This window comes from Candidatus Contubernalis alkalaceticus, from assembly GCF_022558445.1.
Lineage (GTDB): Bacteria > Bacillota > Dethiobacteria > SKNC01 > SKNC01 > Contubernalis > Contubernalis alkaliaceticus.
The window spans coordinates 1,651,620-1,671,565 of the sequence record NZ_CP054699.1 but is presented as its reverse complement, the minus strand read 5'-3'; the positions used below and the strand labels follow the sequence as shown (position 1 = coordinate 1,671,565).

Here is a 19,946-nt window from a genome sequence, read left to right as displayed (position 1 = left end):
TCGTACTCGAAGAGGTCAATGCCGTGAGGTATTGGTAAAATGGGGTGGTAACACGGGAATCTGCTCTCGTCCCTTAGATTTTTCTAAGAGACGAGAGTTTTTTATTGTTCAAAAATATATTTGAGAGGTGAATAGTATGAATATATTAATCGGTGGAGCCTGGCCTTATGCAAATGGTTCCCTTCATCTGGGACACATCGCCGCACTGCTTCCGGGAGACATTCTGGCCAGGTATTACCGTCTAACTGGCAAAAACATATTGTATGTGTCCGGAAGTGACTGCCACGGCACTCCTATAGCCATACGGGCCAGGCAGGAAAAGGTATCCCCAAAAGAAATCGCAGACCGCTACCATGAAGAATTTGTTGAATGCTTTCAAAAGCTGGGATTTTCTTATGATTTATATACCCGCACCGACCAGGAATATCATCACCGGCTGGTTCAACAACTGTTTTTAACCCTGCTTGAAAAGGGCTTAATTTACCCCAAAACAATAAAGCAGACTTATTGTATAACCTGTGAGCAGTTTTTACCCGATCGATTTGTGGAAGGCATATGCCCATACTGCTTCAACCAAGCCCGGGGAGACCAGTGTGATAACTGCTCCGCAATCCTGGACCCCATAGATTTGAAAGATAAGAAATGCAGCCTGTGCGGGAGTTCACCATCGGTTAGAGATACGGAGCACTTTTATTTGGCTTTGTCAAAATTTCAACGGGACCTGGAAGAATATCTGAACAGTCATGATGACTGGAGAGAGAATGCCCTCCAGCTGACAAAGCGGTACCTGAGGGAAGGGTTACAGGACCGTGCAGTGACTAGAGACTTAACCTGGGGGATTGATGTGCCCCTGAAGGGCTTTGAAGGAAAGAAAATTTATGTGTGGATTGAAGCAGTATGGGGCTATTTTACTGCAGCCAGGAGATGGTGTGAACTCAAGGGCGTCCCTTGGGAAACGTACTGGAGGGGAGATGTGACCGCCTTTTATGTACATGGTAAAGACAATATTCCTTTTCACACGTTAATATTACCTGCCTTACTCAAGGGGTATGATGATCTGCATGTTCCTGACCAGATAATTTCTAGTGAATATCTGACTATTGAAGGAAGAAAATTATCAACCAGCAGTAATTGGGCAGTCTGGGTCCCATATATCTTACAGAATTATCATCCTGACTCGATTCGTTACTACCTTACTATAAACGGGCCAGAAAAACGCGATTCTGATTTTTCATGGCGGGAGTTTATTTACAGCCATAACGGGGAATTGTTAGGGGCATTTGGAAACCTGGTCAACAGGAGCCTGGTCTTTATTCATAAATCTTTTGAAGGAAAGGTTCCTGAAGGAACTGTCAATAAAGAAATACACAGCCAGATTGATGTACTGTACAGACAGACAGGAAACAAAATTGAATCGGGGGAGTTCAAGGGTGCGTTAGAGCAGATCTTTCAATTCATAAGGAAATCAAATAAATATTTTGATGAGCGCCAGCCGTGGGTTACAATAAAGCAGAATCCATCAGATTGTGCGGACACTATTTACACCTGCGTTCAGATTATTGCCAATTTATCTAATCTGCTGTCTCCCTTCATCCCTTTTAGCTCCAAAAAGATAAGGGAGTTTCTGAGTATCCCTGAAAATACCTGGCAGTATACGGCAGTTTCTCCACTGCAGCCGGTCAATCAGGTGGAAATACTTTTTCAACGGATAAATAAGAAAAGAATTGAAGAAGAGGTTAATAAACTAAAGGGCAGTACTGTCTAATGGGGCTCAAGCAAAAAACTGTGGGTATTAATTGTTTAGACGAAGGGAATGATGTATAATAATTTCAATGATATACATCGAATATAATTTCCTGCAGCCAATCACGTAAACACGGGGCCAATGGGAAAGGTGGTAAAATGAAATGTGAAGGATTTTGATAACTTTTTTTTTGGTTGTCAGTAGCGTAAACTAAGATACGTTAAAATTAAAGATAGGAGCTATATCAAATGATAGTAGTTGCAATCATTGGCTTTGTCTGTTTGGTGTATTCAATTTTTGCTTTTCAACAGAAAGGTCCATTATTAACAACAATGTATTTTTTAGTAAATCCAGAAGAACGGAAGAAAATGAAAACAAAGACTGAATATCTATTTGTTGCAACAGTTTATTTAGGTATAGCTATTATGTTCTTTTCAATATTGATCGGGGAATTATTCAATTTATCATGGATGCCGAAGGTGACGATTATATTTGCAATCTTTTTGGTTATCTACGTGATTGTGGCATCCATATGGAGCGAAATGGCTAAAAAGAAATAATCCCATAAACAAGAATATCCTCATGCATTCCACTATTTTCCACGCTTTCTGAAACCATTTTAATAGCAGTAACAAACCCAAGCGATTACCAATAATTAGGGGGGACGCTTGTTTTCTTTTGTTTACGAATATCTGAGCTCTTGCAGCAAATGCCGGATTCTGAAGCGGTGAATGCCGGGAAACTGTTTGACTTTTAGGAGAAGAAAAAGCGCGACGGGTTCAAGGAAAAAAATACTGAATTACCATTGACAACTTCTGACGGTATCTTTATAATAATGGTATAGACAGAAGTTGTCAATGGTAAGAGATAAGGAGTTACAAATGAATAATATAAATTTTAAACATATTGATACTGAAAATGAAAAAGTGAAGCGAATCATCAAAGCCGGATTTGAGGTGTATAGCAGAAATGAGATTGATAAAGCCTCAACCAATATGATTGTTAAACGAGCGGGTATATCTAGAGGACTTTTATATCATTATTTTAAGGATAAACAAGAGGTATTTGATTTTTTGGTCTACTATTCAATTAAAGTAATTATTCACGATATAAAAAACAGTATTGATTGGAATGATGGCGATATAATCAATAGGGAACGGGAAATTTCATTATCAATATTGCACGCCACGAAGGAGTATCCATACATCTTTGAATTCTATCAAAAACATTTATTAAAGCTTTCCAACGCGACAATAACAAAATATGCGGATGATATCAGTCAAGATATCAGCAAAAAGCTGTATAATCAGGGAATCGATAAAAATATGATCAAAGATGATGTAGATATTGATAAGATGATAGCAATTATTCGATATACAGTAATCGGACTTTTAACTGACCGATTTCGGGATACCCAAAGTAGTACTTTGGACACAGATCAGGATATTGAACATCATCTCAATGAATACTTTCAGTTTTTTAGAGATTTATTCTATAAGTGATATGAGGAGGTTAGTAGATGAGAGTACTAATACTTACAATTGGAACAAGAGGTGATATTGAACCTTATGTTGGGTTAGCTCAAGCACTAATTAAGGATAGTATTCCTGTAACTCTTGTCACAAACGACATACATAAAAAACGTGTTCAATCCCAGAAAATAGATTTTTTTTCTATAGACAATGATAATAGTGAAGATAAAAACGATTCTGTTGCGAAGCTTCTTGAGAATCAGGGGTTGAGCGCTGTAAAAAAAGGTATATCCCTTATGTTTGATGGTATGGAGAAGGCACATTACAAAATCAACAAAATTGTCCCTGATTATGATGTCGTTATTGGACATGGATGGTTTGGTGAACTTGAGGCAGATCTGCACAATAAAAAATTCATCCGAGCAGGTCTTAATCCTAGCTTGGCAAGACTTACTCAAAATAAGCTTTCGAATTCCCTTAAGAATTTGATTGGAGCTATTTTTTTAAAACAATTGATTTTCAAACCTTATAATGAGTTTCGTACTCAGTTTGGTGGTGCATCCATATCAATGGATAATTTTTATGCTAAACCTTTTTTACTTCCTATTCCAACTTTGCTAACACCAGTGCATGATTTTGAGGCTTCTGTATTTCAATCTGATTATTGGTTTCCTGATTATGATTCACCCATTTTGTCAGAGGAATTGGACGCTTTTTTACATAGAAATACCAAAAAGTTATTAGTCAGCTTTGGCTCGATTACATGGGCAAACAATAATCTGTCATCTATAGCAATGCAATTTGTAAATGCTGGGAGAAGATTTGGTTTTGACACGATATGGGTAGGAACAGAAATAAAGTCGCCGGAAATTGACAGGGCAGCAAATGAAGGTTGCTTCATCCAGATGGAAGAGTACCCTTTTCATTTTCTGTTGCCAAAAGTTGACCTGATTGCACATCATTGTGGTTTAGGGACAACATGTTCAACTTTAAGGGCAGGTGTTCCAACCATTCCAGTTCCGCATTTAGTTGATCAATTTGATTGGGCTAAAAGGCTCTATCAGATGGGAATAGCTTCAAAGCCTATTCATATTAAGAATTTAAATGAACGAGCTATCATTAATCGACTTGAAAGTGCTTTAAAAAAAGAATTGTATTCAGAAGAATTATTAGAGATAAAAAAGAAGATGGAAAAGCAAGTACAAAAAGAATCTGTCGTAAATCGTATCAGAGAAATCTATAAGGAAAACTAACTACCGGAGAGCATAACTTATCAAAGGTCTCCCTGGTAATACCTCTCTTACTGAAATTTTAAATCAATTAATCCTTTATTTTAAGAGTTTATCTCTTTAATCGCTATACTTAATAATCCTGAAAATTTAAATCCGATAGTTAGCAGAAGACCGTACCGGGCCAGTAAATAAATCTCGCCGTTAATAAATTCCATTCTCAGTGTACTTTTCTCAGAAATCTCCATAAACTCCTCATAGGAAACCTTCTTCCCACCGTACTGATAATCCAGCGCATTTTTCCTTGTGATAAAATACTGTTCAATATCTGTTACATATGGAGTCGGCTGTACTTTTTTGTGTACAAAATATTTCCATGGTTTTCTGACACGAATGTATAGTGTTATAATGTAAGAGGTGGACATAATGTGCCGGGAGTGAGAGTAAGTATGAGCAATGAAAAAATCTTGATTGTGGATGATGAAGTTGAACTGGCAGAAATCCTCCGAGATTACCTGAATCAAGAGGGTTTTAAAACCTGCCTGGCCTTCAATGGAGAGGAGGCCCTGGAACAATTTCATAAATTTCAACCTCAACTGGTAATTCTGGATATCATGATGCCGAATATTGACGGGATGGAGGTCTGCAGGATTATCCGCTCCAAATCCAACATACCTATTCTCATGCTCAGCTCTAAAAGTACGGATATCGATAAAATTCTGGGCCTGGGATTGGGCGCAGACGATTACATTACCAAGCCCTTCAGCCCCACAGAGGTGGTAGCCAGAGTTAAGGCCCAGTTAAGAAGGTTTATGCATCTTTCTAATGTCTACAAGGATTCCCCACTGCATAAGATTGGCAATCTCATCATTAACAGCAGTTCTTATTCAGTGCACGTAAAGAACTCAAAAGTAGAGCTGGCCGCCAAGGAATTTGAACTACTTAATTACCTGGCACAACATCCCAAACAGGTTTTCAACCGGGAACAGCTTTACAACCAGATTTGGGGTTATGATGAGTTTGGCGATATCAATACCATCACAGTGCATATCCGAAAAATCCGTGAAAAGATAGAGGAAGACCCCTCCAGGCCAAAATACATAAAGACTGTTTGGGGCGTTGGCTACAAATTCGACTTTGATGAAGAGGAATAGACATGGAAATCATGAAGAAACCACTGCGGCTATTAGCCATCTATTTGCTTTTTTCATTGATAGTATTAACAGCCTCTTACCTTTTATTATCCAATATTTTGGTAAACCAGAACAGCATGTACACTTTTAACCAGGCAAGGCTGCTGACCAACGGCATAATGAATGAAGCGGAAAATAATTACCACAATGTTTCGGACTTTGACCTTTTTGCCCCACGGATTCTTTCTGATATAGATGAAATGAATGCCCGTTTGGAAATCATCGACAACTGGGGAAGGCTGGTTTTTGACTCAGAGAATGAACTGGCCTATGACAGTCATATTATCCTGGACATCAAGTCGCAGGTTCACTACGATGCCAGTTTTTCAACCCTGGAAGACGGTCTGGTCAGGTTTGCTTTTCCCCTGGTGGTAGGAGGGCATCTGGAAGCCAGCGCTGTTTTTACGCTTCCTCAACACCTGGTTTTAAACCAAAGTGAGTTCCACATGAAAGCCCTGCTGCTGCTTCCTGTCTTTATACTCCTGGCCGCAGTATTTTTTGCCGCTCTTATTTTATATCGAAGGGTTAACAGGCTTTATCACCTGCCTATCCAAAGGCTCAACACGGCCGTTAATGAAATTTCCCGCGGAAACCTTGAGGGCCAAATAAATTATTTGGAAGACAACGAACTGGGAAAATTCTGCCGGTCCTTTGATATTATGAGATTGGAACTAAAGGACTCCCTGGAAAGACAATCCCGGTATGAAAAATCCCGCAGGGAATTGGTCACAAAAATATCTCATGACTTGAGAACGCCCATTGCTTCCATAAAAGCATACGTGGAAGGCCTGAAAAAAGGGGTGGCAAAAGACCCCTCCATGGTGGACAAGTACCTGTCGGTAATAGATAAAAAAACCGACAGCCTGGTAAGCCTGATCGATGACCTGTTCCAGCATTCCCTCCAGGAACTAGGCCAGCTGCGCATTAATAAACAGGAACTATACAGTAAAAAATTTTTAGAGGATATTCTTGAACCCATTATAGTGCAGTTTGATAACAGCCCCGTCTCTTTTTGCATAGAAGGGGAAATTCCCGATGTGTTGATAAATGTTGATGAATCCCGGATAGAACAGGTAATTATAAATTTAGTACAGAATGCCAATAAATACACCTCCGAAGGGGGAAATATTACCTTCACTGCTGAAAATCAAGAGGAATTTATTAAAATCTCTATTAAAGATACCGGTTTTGGCGTTTCTCAAGAGGATCTGCCCCATATATTTGACAGTTTCTACCGGGGCCAAAAGTTCCGAAACAGGGACTTTGAAGGTTCCGGGTTGGGGCTTTCCATCTGTAAGTACATCATTGAACAGCATGGGGGAAGTATCTGGGTTGAAAGCAGGCTGAACGAAGGAAGCACCTTCTGCTTTACCCTGTCAAAAGTATAATTCCTTTGTATAATTCCTTGAAGCCGGATTGAAATTCCGGCTTTTTCTGATGCTATTTAAAAACTATCACTTCTCTGATAACAAGACGTGAGTTAATAAATTCTTAATAAGTTTATAAGGGCTTAAAAAGATTTTCCGTTTAACATGATAGTAGAGTCACAACAGGTAACCACGAAAAATGACTTAAGCTGATTCAACATATCCGCCGTACCGTATTAAAACCAATACTGCCGTATTTCACAGGCTGTCGGTATGAATCCGCCTTTTAATAATTCGGCTGTAGTGACCATAATTAGCAGGTAAAATAACCACAAGAGGGAGGAATAGTTTATGCAAAATGTCATTCTCAGTACAAAAGATTTGTGTAAAACCTACGTTAGTGACGGGATTCAATTCCATGCTATACGGAATATCAACCTGGAAATATACCGGCAGGATTTTACGGTGATCATGGGAAGTTCCGGGTCCGGCAAATCCACACTCTTGTATCTCCTGAGCGGTATCGATTCCGTAACCGCCGGTGAAGTAAGCTTCCAGGGATCCCGGGTGGATTTGATGGATGAAAAGAAAACGGCAGAATTCAGACGTAAAAGTATAGGCTTTATTTTCCAGGCCATCAACCTGGTCCCCAATCTAACGCTTTTTGAAAATATAGCTATTTCCGGGTACCTGGTTTCCAGCAACCGGAAACAGGTAAACGAAAAAACAAAAGAGCTTCTGGCCGTGATGGGTTTGGAACAGGAAGCTCAAAGGCTGCCTTCTCAGGTTTCGGGGGGACAGCAGCAGAGGGCCGCCATAGCCAGGGGGTTGATTAACTCGCCTACGGTGCTTTTTGCCGATGAGCCTACAGGAAGCCTCAATTCTCAGCAAAGCCAAAATGTGCTGGATATCCTCACCGATATCAACACAGAAGGACAGACTATTGTTATGGTAACCCATGATATTAAGGCAGCCTGCAGGGCAGATAGAATACTTTTTATCAAAGACGGTAAAATCGGTGGAGACCTGAAGTTAGAGAAATACAGCAAGAACGACAGTGAACAAAGAGAAAAAGAGATATTCCGGTATCTTACAGAGAAGGGGTGGTAACGTGAGAAGCATATTCATGATGTCCACTGCGAATTTGAGAAAACGGAAAAACCAGTCCCTGTTAATCGGGTTTACCCTCCTGCTTTCAGCGCTGCTGCTGTCTGCATCCGTTGGAATTCTGGAAAACCTGAAAAATCCTTTCCATGAAATGTTTGAGCAGCAGAACGGTTCTCATATAACCCTGCAGCTCCGGGGCAGGATACACGATGACCACCAGATTGCCCGGTGGTGGGAAACCAGTGAGTTTGTTGAAGGGGTCCATGTGATGGACTATTACATGACCGGAGAAAGCATTAATCATAATGGAAAATCACAATCCGTTGGAGACCTGATCGTGACCGAACACCCGGGTATGGCCATGACCCAGGACAAACTGACCGTGGTTGAGGGAGAAACCAAAGATGCCCCCGGCAAAAATGAACTTTGGATTCCCACCGGTTTTGCCTATTCCTGGGGAATAAAACCGGGAGATGAGTTGGAAATTCATATTAATGGACAAATGAAGAGTTTTGAGGTATCTGCTGTTGTGGTGGATCCGCAGTACAGCGCCAGCATGATGAATCCTGTTCGGATATGGGCCTACAACGGCATGTTGACAGAAAACTTACTGGATGCACAGGACATGGATGCAATGATCGGTATTAGACTCTTTGATTATTCTTCATTCAGCACTCTTTGGACAGAATTTGAAGATTACCTGGGAACACCCTTTTTCGGCTTTGTATTTGATTATGAATCCATAGAATATTTTTACAGCGTGATACAAAGTATCATTGGAATCATTATGCTTCTATTTTCCATCATCATCATTTTGGTTTCCGTATTTGTTATCGCCTTTACCATCTCTAACGCGGTGATTTCTGATTATAAAGTTATCGGGATTTTAAAATCCCAGGGATTTTCAGCCCGGGAGGTAAAAAGGATTTATTCCCTGCAGTATTTGTTCCTGGCCGCCATTTTTGTCCCTCCGGGAATTTTATTCAGTAAACCGGTGGTTAATGGCATCATGTCGCAGATGATTAAAAGCCTGGGCACGTCACAGCTCAACATTTCATTTATCAATCCAGGCATTTTGACCTCAGCCGTGATGCTGATTGTTGTATTCCTGGCATCCTATGTCAGTTCATCCAAAGCGGGGGGCATTAAGCCGGCAGAGGCCATACGGAATGCTGCCCCTTCGAAAAATACTGCATCCGGAAAAAGATTCAATATTACCACATGTATGAGAATGCCCCTTTCCCTGCTGCTGGGAATAAAAAATATTGCTGCCGGGAAGAGGGATGCCGTATTTACCATTGTATCCGCAGCAGTGATGGCTTTTGTCCTGGTATTCTCTATAAACACTTACAATTCTGTGAAGAATATGGATAAAAACCTGGCATTCTGGGGTTTTGATGACTCCGAAGTCTTGATTTCCCAGGACACCGGCTCACACCATGTTTCTAATGAACAGGTGCTTAAAACCCTGTATGCTGATGACCGGGTAAAGGCAGCAGTACCCTACAGCGTCATTATAAACGCTGCTGCTGCGGCACAGTCAGGGGAGATTTCTACAAATGTTATAGCTTTCACCTATGATGGGGATATGGATTCCATCGGCCTTTTAAACCTGGAGGGTAGAAGTCCGGAACAAGATAATGAAGTTTCTATCTCATACTTGACAGCCCGGAGATATAACAAAAATGTAGGAGATTTCATAGACCTGTATATAGAAGGCGAAAAGGGAACATACCTGGTAACCGGCATTTATCAGTCCATGAACGCCATGGGATGGGGTTTCAGGATACAGGAAAAGGCGGTTCAGAAGAGCAGCCCGGATTTCCGGTCAGGCAGCTACTCTGTAAAGTTAAAAGAGGGAAATGATATTGACCTTTTCGTTGGTGACATGAAAAAGATATTTGACGATTCATTCAGCATCAGGTCTGTTTACGAAAGTGGGGAAATTAATATTTCGTCCATTACCTCCAACATGGCACTGGTAGCATTAATGTTAAGTATCATCTTTATGACCGTTGCCTTCATCATAAGCTTTAATGCAAACCTTATGAGCATTTTCAGCCATAAGAAAAGCTTTGGAATATATAAAGCACTGGGCATGACCCCTGTTCAGATTAGGGTGTCCATGGTCTGGAAGGATCTGGTACTGGCTTCCTCAGGCATTCTGGCAGGGATACCCCTTTCTTTGGTTATTTCTCCAAAGATATTGAGCATGCTGCTCTCCGGCATGGGTCTGGTCAACTTCCCCTTCGATGTGACGCTTTGGGGAACTCTGGCCGCCATACCCATCTGCATGATGGTAGTACTGTTCAGCGCCTGGATTCCCTCCGGTAAAATATTAGGTATCAGCCCAAGAGACCTGATTGTGGAATAGTAATAATGGCTTTTATCATCAGGAGAGAAAATTAGAGGAGGAAAAAATGAAAGTTTTTTTCACCAAACTGCCCCGGGTTACTCTGCTAATTATTTTAGCATCTTTAGCCCTTGCATTAATTAATGCGACGGCTGACGAAATTCTATGGCGGGGGGTTTACATCAGGGAATTCTCTGGCAGCTTGTTTATGGGTTACCTGTATCCTACTTTTGGCTTTGCCATATGGCACCTGGCTCCCCAGGCTTAAAATAATTCTAAAAGCTGGCAAAGAAAAACTACTAATTCATAACTGTAGAGCAGGAATATTTCAATAATGGAATAATCCTTTGGTTTGCGCCAGTTACAGGGTTAAAACGATAACTAACGATACTGAGCACTTCGCCCCGGCCGTGCCGCATGGCCTAATTGTCGGTTTTTAAAAAATTAACTGTTGACTATGTTGTACATAGTGCTATAATATACATATTGCATAATTGAACTGCGTCCAATGTTACATGCTGTTTAACTAATCTCTTGAGGGGGTAAAACATGAGTGCCGAAGAAAAGGCCGGTGAAAGTAGGACTGAACGAAAAAAAGAAAAGACCAGGCAGAAAATTTTAACCTCAGCGATAAACTTATTTAAGAAACAGGGTATTGATGTAACCACAATGGAACAGATAGCTGAGGAAGTTGACATAGCCAAAACAACCCTTTATAACTACTTCTCTAACAAGGAAGCAATCATCAGCGAATTTATGCAGCGGTCATTCAAAGAGAAAAACTTTCGCAGAATAATGAAATTTAAGGATATGCCTGACACCCGCTCACGCATGATACTAATATTTGAAGAATTGATTGAGGGAATACAGGGACATAAAGAAATATTCGAAAGATACCTGGTCTACCGTATGCAGAAAGTGATCTCTTTTCACCAGCATGAACCCGATAGAAGCGGTTTTAACTTGTTGAGAACCGAAATTATTAAAATGGGACAAAAAGACAGTGAAATCAGGGATGATTTGCCCCTTCATGTGTTAGAGGAGCTGTTTGAATTTGCCTTCATTGAAGCAGTAAAACAATTCTACATTGAACCGGCAAATTTTGACGGACGTCAGTTTATTGAAAGCTGTGTAGATCTTTTTTTAAATGGCGCTAAACGCAATTAGAAAAATTACCACAAGATTAAACAGGTGTTTGGAATGATCTTAAAATATTACCGATAGCTTAATTAAGCTTAATTGGAGGAATAAAAATATGCCAAGTCTGCGGGGCCGTCTTATAACATTTTTGTTGAGACATCGAAATATACGACAAAAAAAGGAAGCCATTGATTGGAATACGTACGAAGCAGTGCTCAGTTTCCGTAAAGAGGTTGAAGAAGGTGCCGGTAAATTTGGAAAAATGCCCAAGGATATAGACGTATCCCCGGTAAATATTGATGAATTGTATGCAGAATGGATTTTCCCTGCCCAGGGGAAAAAAGATAGGATAATACTGTATTTTCATGGTGGAGGGTATGTATCAGGCACATGTAAAGCTCACCGGTCAATTGCTGCTAAGTTTGTAAAAAACAGTAAAGTGGGGGCTCTGTTATTTGAGTACCGTTTGGCTCCAGAAAACCCCTTCCCTGCTGCACTGGATGACTCACTGGCAGCCTATAATTATTTGTTGACCGAAGGGTTCTCACCCTCCAATATTGTCTTTGTGGGTGATTCTGCTGGAGGAGGCCTATGTTTAGCTGCTTTACTCGCCCTACGGGATCAAAAGAAACCGCTTCCTGCAGCAGCAGTATCCATCTCCCCCGTAACTGATTTCAAGTGCACGGGAGAATCATATAAAACCAATGCCAAAGTATGTCTGTCCCCGGAAGGCACTGGACTTGCCTTCGGCAAACACTATGCCGGGAGTAATGATCCAGGGTTACCTTATATATCTCCCCTCTATGGGGACCTCCACCAGCTCCCACCAGCGTTGATTTATGCCGGAGGAAATGAAACCCTGCGGGACGACGCCGTTAGATTTGCAAAAAAAGCCAGAGAAGCAGGAGTAGATATTACATTGAAGGTTGGGGAAGGTTTGTTTCACTGCTACCCTGTTATGGCCCCCCTGTTTCCAGAGGCAAAACAGGCTATGGAGGAGATATGTGCTTTCATAAGATATTTAAGTATCTAGATATTCAAATTCATACCATCATGAGCAGCAATAACCTGCACTCCAGTTTCTAAAGATAACTGTTCCGCCAGTTTCCAGGGTTTTTTCTTTAACATGGTTAGGCCAAAATGAGTAATAACCGCCATTTTCGGTCTAATTATTTCAATTATTTTTCTACAATCCTTATAATCTAAATGTTCAATTGTGGAATGAACCGGATGCTCGTAAAGAACCACATTTAATATAATTATATCTGTGTCATATTGTTCCACTATATCATGGCAAAAAGCCGTGTCAGCTATGAATGAAACTTCTTTTTCCCCCAGTATAAATTTTAAACCGTAGGTCTCTACGGAATGTCGGTGACGCAGTGGAGTTATCAACTTAACTTCTTCACCTATAGTATAAGTAGAGCCTGCCCTAAGCATTTCGACTTTTTCTACTGCCTCTTGAAGATAACCGAAAACAACCGGTTCGTGCCCTGATAGAGCATCGGAAGGGGCCAAAATTATACCTTTCTTCCTCACCCTGCCTCCGGTCATAGCTTCAATCATAATATTAGCATCACAGGAATGATCCAGGTGCCGGTGCGTTAGTATGATTGTATCCAGGCTTTCCGGGTTTAGCCTGGGCCTGCTGGCTAAACAGCGCAATAGAGTTCCGGGACCCGGGTCAATTAAAATATTTTTACCATTAAAACAACACCAGATTCCCCCTGAATGACGGAGCTGCCTGGAAACAACAAAGCGGGCTCCCCCGGTGCCCAGAAATTTAATAGTATTCTTATGTGAATCCATATCAGGATTACCCCTTTATCAGTCTCTGCACTTTTTTCTATGGTTACTATCGGAATCCAAAAGAACTCCTTATCGTATCAGAGGAAAAAGCAATTTTTATATTTTTGCTTTACCCAGGACCCTCTGAGTTTCTTTATATCCCAGCGTAATAAGCTCCTTGCTAGTACATAAAGCCCCTCCTCCGGTTACTTGTATTTCGTCAAAAGATAGTACTATTCCTGTTAGTATTAATAGATATCTGTTATGTACATGAAAATTTATCCAAAAGACAGCTCAAGCTTCAATAATACTTCCTATATTGGAGAATGGCAGGCCTACAGCCATAATTAGGACCTGGTTATTTAAAATAATCAAATTCATGGGATAATCGGTATTCAAAACGGGGATACTCAAATCCCCATTTACCAAAAAAACCCGGAGAGTGTTATCTTTCGGGGTTTCCTTTTTGTTGCTTTACTGCCAGGCATTTCTGAGTTAGGCCCTTTTGGGCAGAACTGGAAGCCTGTGTGGCTTACGGTTCCCACCGAGCATTTATTTAATCTCAATGTGTACCTCCTTGCCCAGACCTTTAGCAATTTTAATCAGAAAATCTAAAGATGGATTATATGAACCGTTTTCAAATCTTGAAATATTTGATTTCTGCGTTCCTACTCGTAAAGCCAATTCTTCTTGTGTGATATTTTGTTCATTTCTAGCTTCAATAATCTGTGATATAACCTCATAGCGTGGCTTTAACTTCTCATATTCAGCCTTAAATTCTTTGTCTTTCAACAGCTGCTCTTTAACCACATTAGAATTGACACCTGCTTTACTCATCAATACACCTGGAGTTGTCAAATTTGGGTTAGCCCCAAAACTCGTAATTTTTGGATTCGTTAATAAATGGATTCCTTTTGGAAATACTATTTACGGCTCTTATCTACAGGCAGAATAGTGCTCTGCTGGAGAGCAACACGAGCGGCCTGTAGAGTTCTGCCAGGGATAGCCAGGGGAATCGTTTAATAAACCCTGGTTGTCTTCTTTTCTATCCCTGGGAGAACCAAAGCGAAAAAACTCCGGGGGTTCGGGGGCAGAGCCCCTGAATACTGTTTACCCTGCCTGGGATAAGTTTTCCTGATAATAGAGCGAACGCTTGACCAAGGGTGGGTAGCCTCCATTTGTAGTGTAAATTCTTTTTCGGTTGTAGTAGATTTCAATAAATCTAAATATGATGCTTTTGACGGTTTCCATTTTCATGGTTTCAGTTTTAAATTTGTAGATGCTTTCTTTTTTCAGTGTGGCAAAAAAAGACTCCATCCGTGCGTTGTCAAAGCATTTACCTGTGTTGCTCATGCTTTGTATTGCTCCATATCGGGCAAGGGTTTGACGGAAAAGTGTGCTAGTGTATTGACTCCCCCTGTCTGAATGGAAAATCATACCATATGCCTGATGTTTTTTGACACCGGCTGTAAAAGCTTCGACGCAAAGCTCAGCGCGCATGTGATTAGCCATTTTTAGTCCGACAATGCTTCCATCAAAACAGTCCATTACGGCGGCTACATAAAGCTTACCGTCAGCCGTTGGAATTTCTGTAATGTCACTCAGCCATTTTTCATTAGGTGATTCAGCTGTAAAGTCTTGCTGGATCAGGTTTTCACTAGCTTGTGCAGCAAGATCAGCCTTGGTTATCCCCTTGCTGTGACGTTTTTTCTTCAGCATTAGATGGTGTTTTTTACAGAGCGCGAGGATTAGATAATAACTGCCCTTATAGTCCTGAAAAAGTTGTAAATGCAGATATATCCTATACGCTCCATAGTCCGGGTTGTCTGCACGAATTTGAAGAATCTTTGCCAAAAGAGCATCATATTTGTAGGGCCTGGACTGTCTTTTTAACCACTTATAAAATCCGTTTTCACTAACCCCTAATACCTCGCACATGGTCTTTATGCTGTGCTTAGATTTTCCTTGGGTTTTTTCCAGGCATATCCACTTAAACAGTTCTCGTGCAGCTACTTCTTTTGGCTCATTGCGAAAAAAGCCAGGGCTCTTTTCAAAATATCATTGGTTGCTTCAAGTTCCTTGAGTTGTTTTTCTAATGCTCTGATTTCAGCGGTTTTTGGATCTACACGCTTATGACCACTGCCGACAATAGCCATATTTCCATAACGATTTGCATTGCTTCGCCATGTGTAAAGAGTAGTGACTGGAATTCCCAGCTTTTCAGCAGCTACTGTCGGACCTACTTCACCGGACAGCTTAATGGCTTCTTCTTTAAATTCTTTATCATATACTCGCATCTGGACACCTCTTTCTTTTTGGGTTATTATTTCCAGAATTACGAGTTTTGTTACTTAACTAAAATGATACCACTCCAACCTTCTTTCATAGTCAGCTTTGTATTTTCTTGCTCTTTCTAATTCTCGTTCAGGAATTTTATTACTTTTCTTCACAAAACCATTAAGTAAAACGAATGTATTAGCTTGACACAAAAAATAAAATATACGCGATATATCTGATGAAAACTTTACTCGAAGTTCATATAATCCTGTATTCTTACTCCCTTTTATCGGTTTTACATAAGGCTCTCTAAGTGCAGGACCATGTTTTTTAATCAGCTCAATCTCACTAAATGCTTTTGCTCTCATCTTCGGCGGAAGTGATAATAAAAAATCCATCACCGGTACATCTCCGTTTTCTTTTTTATAAAACTCTAAATCATAGGCCACTAACATGCCTCCTGTTATTAGTATATTCACCTTTAATACTTTTTATGTTATCATATATGATAACATTTTGCAAAATAATTTGTACCTAAAATATCATATAAATTTGATAATTATCCTTTGCAAATTCAAGGCCAAGTCCTGAACTACATTGTTCATAATAGCTAATAGCTTCAAGAAATTCTTCCTTAGCTTTGGAATGCCCGGTAGTTTCCGGACCTTGCCCCTTGGCAATTTCCAGAAACTACCTCTCGGGCCAGTCCCCCACAACTTTAAAGCAATAAAGTATTTTTCTTGTAAAAGTGTTTTTTTTAGAAGGAATTTATACAATTATGTGTAATTACTAATTAACAGTACTACAATATTATATTAGACATTCAACAACCTAATTTTTCCCATTCGAGCTAATTATACTAGATAATCACATTTAAGAAAAATATTTTCATAAATAGCGTTAATTTACAGATATTGCCTTGTACTATTTTCCCTTCTGTTATATGATAAAAACAGGAGGGGATGAACATGACTGCTGATATTGAAATGTACCATTGTGGCCCTGCTGCACTAATTTCAGCTCTATATGACCAGTTGAAGATTGGCAATACCATTGATGAAATGGTTTACTGGGATCCGGCACAGTGCCGACTTTCTCCTGGCACAAGAATTAAAGCACTGGTCATCAATATGTTTGGAGGACGCAAACCCCTATATCGAATGGATGAATTTTATGCAAATTTGGATATTGAAAACCTTTTCGGCAAGGGTGTAATCAAAAAAGATCTGACGGACTATACCCTGGCCCGTTCTTTAGATAAACTTGCAGATCGAGGGCCCCAGGAGGTGTTTTCCACCTTATGCCTTAGGGCCATATGTCATGAGCAAATTAAAATAAAGTATTTACACAATGACACAACATCTGTATCTGTGTACGGTGCTTATAACGAAGAAGACGGAGACGACTTTATCATTACGCAAGGACACAGCAAAGCCAAGAGGCCCGATCTTAACCAATTCTTATTTGGCCTTAGTGTAACTCAAGACAAAGTACCGGTCTGTGCGGAGGTAAAAAGCGGAAATACCAGCGATAAGACCTGGAACTTTAAATTTATCGAAAAACTAGCAGAAAATTTTGACCCAGATACTTTAAAAGACATTATATACGTGGCTGACTCATCTCTGGTTACTGAGAATAATTTGATGCAAATCGACAAGCACAAGCTAAAGTTTATTTCCCGACTCCCGGGCAATTTTTCACTGGAAAAAGAAATCAAGGCTAGGGCCTGGAAAGAAGATAGCTTTATAGAACTGGGAACCTTTTCTGATAAAAAAGATTCAGCTGTTTACCGGGTTCAGGAATTTACAGAGGAGCTCTGTGGAAAAAGCTATCGTTTTCTGGTGATGCATTCATCCAAGCTAGACGGTCGTAAAACCCGGTCTCTTGAAAAAAAGCTTCTTAAAAGGCAAAAAGAGCTAGAAAAGGCCATTGACGAACTAGAGAAAAATGCCTATGCCTGTGCACCTGATGCCGAAGCTGCTCTAAAAGCCTTTAAAAAACAGTGCGGGGATTCAATTTATCCCGTAACAGGTGAAGTCTTGGCTCGGGAAAAGCGAAAGCCCGGTCGACCGGGGAAGAATACCCCCAAAGAAATTGTCTATTTTCTTAAGCTTCAGTATTCCACCGATGAAAAAGAGATACAAAAAGAAAAGGAACGTCTGAGTTGTTTTGTGCTAATTACCAACCTGAATGAGTATACATCGTCTGAGATTTTAAAAGAATACAAAGCCCAGAGCAGTGTGGAAACTTCTTTTAAGTTTCTCAAAGACCCGTTTTTTGTCGGTCCTATTTACCTGAAGAACCCGGAACGGGTAGAAGCATTGGCCTATGTTTTGTTAATTGCTCTACTTATATTTGGTATCCTGGAACGTCGAGTCAGGGAAGCATTAAAAAAAGAAACGGAACCACTCGTCATCCCTGGAAAAGTGAAAACATTTAATCCAACCGGTAAAAAGATTCTGCAAAGCCTGGAATATGTGTTGGTAATGACCACTTCAAACCCTGATCGCCGTGCTTTTTCTAAAAGTTTTAAAGTGCCCAGAGTATTAGCACTCGCTGGTTTTGAGCCGGATATTTATCTTGATGTTAAAGATAATTCCTAGAAATTCCAGAAATTAACTAAAGATTTTTGTGTCCCAGGGTGTTGAATATCTATTATATTATGTAATACTATTTTTTTTGGACAAAGGATGTTACGAAAATTATAAAGATACTACATAAAAGCTGCTTTTAAAGCAGGTTTTATCTATCAATATTGAATTGGAACAGCTAAAAGAACTGTTCCTGGAAATAGAAGGGGAGCTGGAAGAGATTACACAGAATTAATTAAATATACAGCCTTGCAGGCTCAGATCCTAATCGGAGAATATTTCAACAAAGCCAAACAGTATATCAATTATTTCCTCCAAAATATCTCTGGGAGCTTTTTCTAAAAATACAGTATCTCTGGCTGAAATATCCAGGGATTTAACCTGTTCACACAGAACGACACCGGAGGTTTTTGTCCTGTTATCCAGGGAGACATGCAGGGGAAATTTTCGGTCGGTTTTTGTCACCGGGCATACGATAGCTATCCTGGTAAACCGGTTAAAAGTATTATTACTGATAACGACAGCCGGCCGCCTTCCTTTCTGCTCATGGCCGGCCTGGGGATTGAATTCTAAAAGGATAATATCTCCTTGTTCAGGAATATATGCCATTACCAGACCTCTTTTCCTGCAGGCTTTCCTGTATCCCATTCACTGCACTCATAATCTCCATTATGTTCAGCAATTCTTTCTTTAAGGGACTTATGTTTTTTTACAGGACGAATAATAATACTTCCATTTTCTACCTTTAATTCTACCCGGTCTTTCTCCTGTATTTTTGCCAGCTCAAGAATTGCTTTGGGAAGCCTGACGGCCTGGCTGTTTCCCCATTTTTGAATCGTTGTATACATTTTAACATCACCTCTGAAATAAGAATTATAATAAGTATATACCGTGTATATACGCCTATCAATGGTACAATTCTCTCTAAGGATTGAATTAACGGGAAATTACATTTAATCGGTTCTACTAAAATATGTAAGAATTTGAACACTAAAACTTTCTGAAAGGAAGAATAGCCATGAAATTTACCCTGAAAGACATAGTTTTTGCGGCCATCGTGGCGGCGGCCATGAATGTGCTGAGCTTTGTAACGGTTCCCCTGGTGGTGGCGTTACCCATTCCTGGAATCCGGTTGGTGGTAGTGGCACCCTTTTACGGGCTGCTTCTGGCCCTGGCCCTGATGCGGATTAAAAAAACCGGAACGGCTTCCCCTTTTTTTTTAAACCGGGGCGGTTCTGCTCTTTGTGGGCCCGGTCATACTGGTGTTCCTTATGGCCAGCGCCATAAGAGGGAACATGGCCGAAGATGCCCGGTAGTTTCCGGACCTTGCCCCTAGTCAATTTCCAGAAACTACCTTTCAGGGTCAGTCCCCCACAACTTTAAAGCACTAAAGTATTTTTCTTGTAAATATTTAATACTCTTGTGCTTAATCCGGCTAAATGGGACACCAGTTCCAGCAGAATTGGACAAACCGTTTTGGAAAAGATAAGGACAAGGGGTTTCGATAGCCCTTTATTAGGAGGTCTTAGAAAATTACGAAAAAAGGGGCCGAATTTTCAGGCAATTAAATGACAAAACTAGACAATTTACTCCAAAGGGATTACGACAAGTTTGCAGAAATAAGATGTAATTAGAATAATTATCCATTAATGATTCACTTTGAATAAGTGAAGAGTGCGGAGCTA

Annotated in this window: 21 protein-coding genes and 1 other annotated feature (1 of these 22 only partly in view); of the genes, 13 read left to right on the top strand and 8 right to left on the bottom strand. The window is 40.3% G+C overall.

The window, feature by feature from the left end; translation table 11 throughout:
* Nucleotides 1-77: a binding site (T-box leader), on the top strand (it extends 193 nt beyond the left edge of the window).
* A gap of 59 nt (nucleotides 78-136) precedes the next feature.
* The 4 genes from metG to HUE98_RS08215 all read left to right on the top strand — a co-directional run bounded on the left by metG (nucleotide 137) and on the right by HUE98_RS08215 (nucleotide 4,469).
* Nucleotides 137-1,765, top strand: a complete 1,629-nt coding sequence (gene metG, locus HUE98_RS08230) for a methionine--tRNA ligase (RefSeq protein ID WP_241423351.1) — start codon at nucleotides 137-139, stop codon at nucleotides 1,763-1,765.
* Between the two features lie 227 nt (nucleotides 1,766-1,992).
* A complete protein-coding gene (locus HUE98_RS08225; protein ID WP_241423350.1) occupies nucleotides 1,993-2,304 on the top strand; it encodes a hypothetical protein in 312 nt (103 codons plus the stop codon).
* A 297-nt stretch (nucleotides 2,305-2,601) separates the two neighbouring features.
* Nucleotides 2,602-3,246 carry a TetR/AcrR family transcriptional regulator gene (locus HUE98_RS08220; RefSeq protein ID WP_407080279.1) on the top strand — a complete coding sequence of 215 codons (645 nt, stop codon included), beginning with the start codon at nucleotides 2,602-2,604 and terminating at the stop codon, nucleotides 3,244-3,246.
* A gap of 17 nt (nucleotides 3,247-3,263) precedes the next feature.
* A complete protein-coding gene (locus HUE98_RS08215) occupies nucleotides 3,264-4,469 on the top strand; it encodes a glycosyltransferase (RefSeq protein WP_241423348.1) in 1,206 nt (401 codons plus the stop codon).
* 80 nt (nucleotides 4,470-4,549) lie between these two features.
* Here HUE98_RS08215 and HUE98_RS17860 read toward each other — a convergent pair whose 3' ends face one another.
* Nucleotides 4,550-4,693 carry a hypothetical protein gene (locus tag HUE98_RS17860; RefSeq protein WP_320415675.1) on the bottom strand — a complete coding sequence of 48 codons (144 nt, stop codon included), beginning with the start codon at nucleotides 4,691-4,693 and terminating at the stop codon, nucleotides 4,550-4,552.
* A gap of 201 nt (nucleotides 4,694-4,894) precedes the next feature.
* On the opposite strand from HUE98_RS17860, the gene HUE98_RS08205 reads away from it, so the two are divergent.
* The 7 genes from HUE98_RS08205 (at nucleotide 4,895) to HUE98_RS08175 (ending at nucleotide 12,638) form a co-directional block, all read left to right on the top strand.
* On the top strand, nucleotides 4,895-5,599 hold the full coding sequence (locus HUE98_RS08205; RefSeq protein ID WP_241423347.1) for a response regulator transcription factor: 705 nt from the start codon (nucleotides 4,895-4,897) through the stop codon (nucleotides 5,597-5,599).
* A 2-nt stretch (nucleotides 5,600-5,601) separates the two neighbouring features.
* Complete coding sequence (locus tag HUE98_RS08200; RefSeq protein ID WP_241423346.1) at nucleotides 5,602-7,026, top strand: sensor histidine kinase; 1,425 nt, start codon at nucleotides 5,602-5,604, stop codon at nucleotides 7,024-7,026.
* 330 nt (nucleotides 7,027-7,356) lie between these two features.
* Nucleotides 7,357-8,115: an ABC transporter ATP-binding protein gene (locus tag HUE98_RS08195; RefSeq protein WP_241423345.1), complete on the top strand. Its 759-nt coding sequence runs from the start codon at nucleotides 7,357-7,359 to the stop codon at nucleotides 8,113-8,115.
* Between the two features lies 1 nt (nucleotide 8,116).
* Nucleotides 8,117-10,486 carry an ABC transporter permease gene (locus tag HUE98_RS08190; protein ID WP_241423344.1) on the top strand — a complete coding sequence of 790 codons (2,370 nt, stop codon included), beginning with the start codon at nucleotides 8,117-8,119 and terminating at the stop codon, nucleotides 10,484-10,486.
* A gap of 46 nt (nucleotides 10,487-10,532) precedes the next feature.
* Nucleotides 10,533-10,733: a CPBP family glutamic-type intramembrane protease gene (locus tag HUE98_RS08185; RefSeq protein WP_241423343.1), complete on the top strand. Its 201-nt coding sequence runs from the start codon at nucleotides 10,533-10,535 to the stop codon at nucleotides 10,731-10,733.
* 281 nt (nucleotides 10,734-11,014) lie between these two features.
* Nucleotides 11,015-11,632: a TetR/AcrR family transcriptional regulator gene (locus HUE98_RS08180; RefSeq protein WP_241423342.1), complete on the top strand. Its 618-nt coding sequence runs from the start codon at nucleotides 11,015-11,017 to the stop codon at nucleotides 11,630-11,632.
* Between the two features lie 88 nt (nucleotides 11,633-11,720).
* Nucleotides 11,721-12,638, top strand: a complete 918-nt coding sequence (locus HUE98_RS08175; RefSeq protein ID WP_241423341.1) for an alpha/beta hydrolase — start codon at nucleotides 11,721-11,723, stop codon at nucleotides 12,636-12,638.
* Here HUE98_RS08175 and HUE98_RS08170 read toward each other — a convergent pair.
* From HUE98_RS08170 to HUE98_RS08150, 5 genes are all read right to left on the bottom strand, one after another.
* Complete coding sequence (locus tag HUE98_RS08170; protein ID WP_241423340.1) at nucleotides 12,635-13,414, bottom strand: MBL fold metallo-hydrolase; 780 nt, start codon at nucleotides 13,412-13,414, stop codon at nucleotides 12,635-12,637. The two genes, HUE98_RS08175 and HUE98_RS08170, sit on opposite strands and share 4 nt — an antisense overlap.
* Before the next feature lie 531 nt (nucleotides 13,415-13,945).
* A complete protein-coding gene (locus HUE98_RS08165; RefSeq protein ID WP_241423529.1) occupies nucleotides 13,946-14,230 on the bottom strand; it encodes a helix-turn-helix transcriptional regulator in 285 nt (94 codons plus the stop codon).
* Nucleotides 14,231-14,503: 273 nt separating this feature from the next.
* Nucleotides 14,504-15,373 carry an IS3 family transposase gene (locus HUE98_RS08160; RefSeq protein ID WP_407080286.1) on the bottom strand — a complete coding sequence of 290 codons (870 nt, stop codon included), beginning with the start codon at nucleotides 15,371-15,373 and terminating at the stop codon, nucleotides 14,504-14,506.
* Between the two features lie 29 nt (nucleotides 15,374-15,402).
* On the bottom strand, nucleotides 15,403-15,690 hold the full coding sequence (locus HUE98_RS08155; RefSeq protein ID WP_241420515.1) for a transposase: 288 nt from the start codon (nucleotides 15,688-15,690) through the stop codon (nucleotides 15,403-15,405).
* 54 nt (nucleotides 15,691-15,744) lie between these two features.
* Nucleotides 15,745-16,068, bottom strand: coding sequence for a type II toxin-antitoxin system RelE/ParE family toxin (locus HUE98_RS08150; RefSeq protein WP_407080310.1), 324 nt, complete (start codon nucleotides 16,066-16,068; stop codon nucleotides 15,745-15,747).
* Between the two features lie 570 nt (nucleotides 16,069-16,638).
* On the opposite strand from HUE98_RS08150, the gene HUE98_RS08145 reads away from it, so the two are divergent.
* A complete protein-coding gene (locus HUE98_RS08145) occupies nucleotides 16,639-18,273 on the top strand; it encodes an IS1634 family transposase (RefSeq protein ID WP_241421052.1) in 1,635 nt (544 codons plus the stop codon).
* A gap of 252 nt (nucleotides 18,274-18,525) precedes the next feature.
* Here HUE98_RS08145 and HUE98_RS08140 read toward each other — a convergent pair whose 3' ends face one another.
* Together HUE98_RS08140 and HUE98_RS08135 are read right to left on the bottom strand one after the other, a co-directional pair.
* Nucleotides 18,526-18,870, bottom strand: coding sequence for a type II toxin-antitoxin system PemK/MazF family toxin (locus HUE98_RS08140; protein ID WP_241423338.1), 345 nt, complete (start codon nucleotides 18,868-18,870; stop codon nucleotides 18,526-18,528).
* The gene (locus tag HUE98_RS08135; protein ID WP_241423337.1) at nucleotides 18,870-19,109 is read right to left on the bottom strand and encodes an AbrB/MazE/SpoVT family DNA-binding domain-containing protein; all 240 of its coding nucleotides are present in this window, start codon (nucleotides 19,107-19,109) and stop codon (nucleotides 18,870-18,872) included. Before HUE98_RS08135 ends, HUE98_RS08140 begins: the two co-directional genes overlap by 1 nt.
* Before the next feature lie 170 nt (nucleotides 19,110-19,279).
* Here HUE98_RS08135 and HUE98_RS08130 point away from each other — a divergent pair, with 170 nt between their 5' ends.
* Nucleotides 19,280-19,597 (top strand): hypothetical protein, encoded by a 318-nt coding sequence (locus HUE98_RS08130; protein WP_241423336.1) that lies wholly within the window; start codon nucleotides 19,280-19,282, stop codon nucleotides 19,595-19,597.
* Nucleotides 19,598-19,946: the final 349 nt, after the last annotated feature.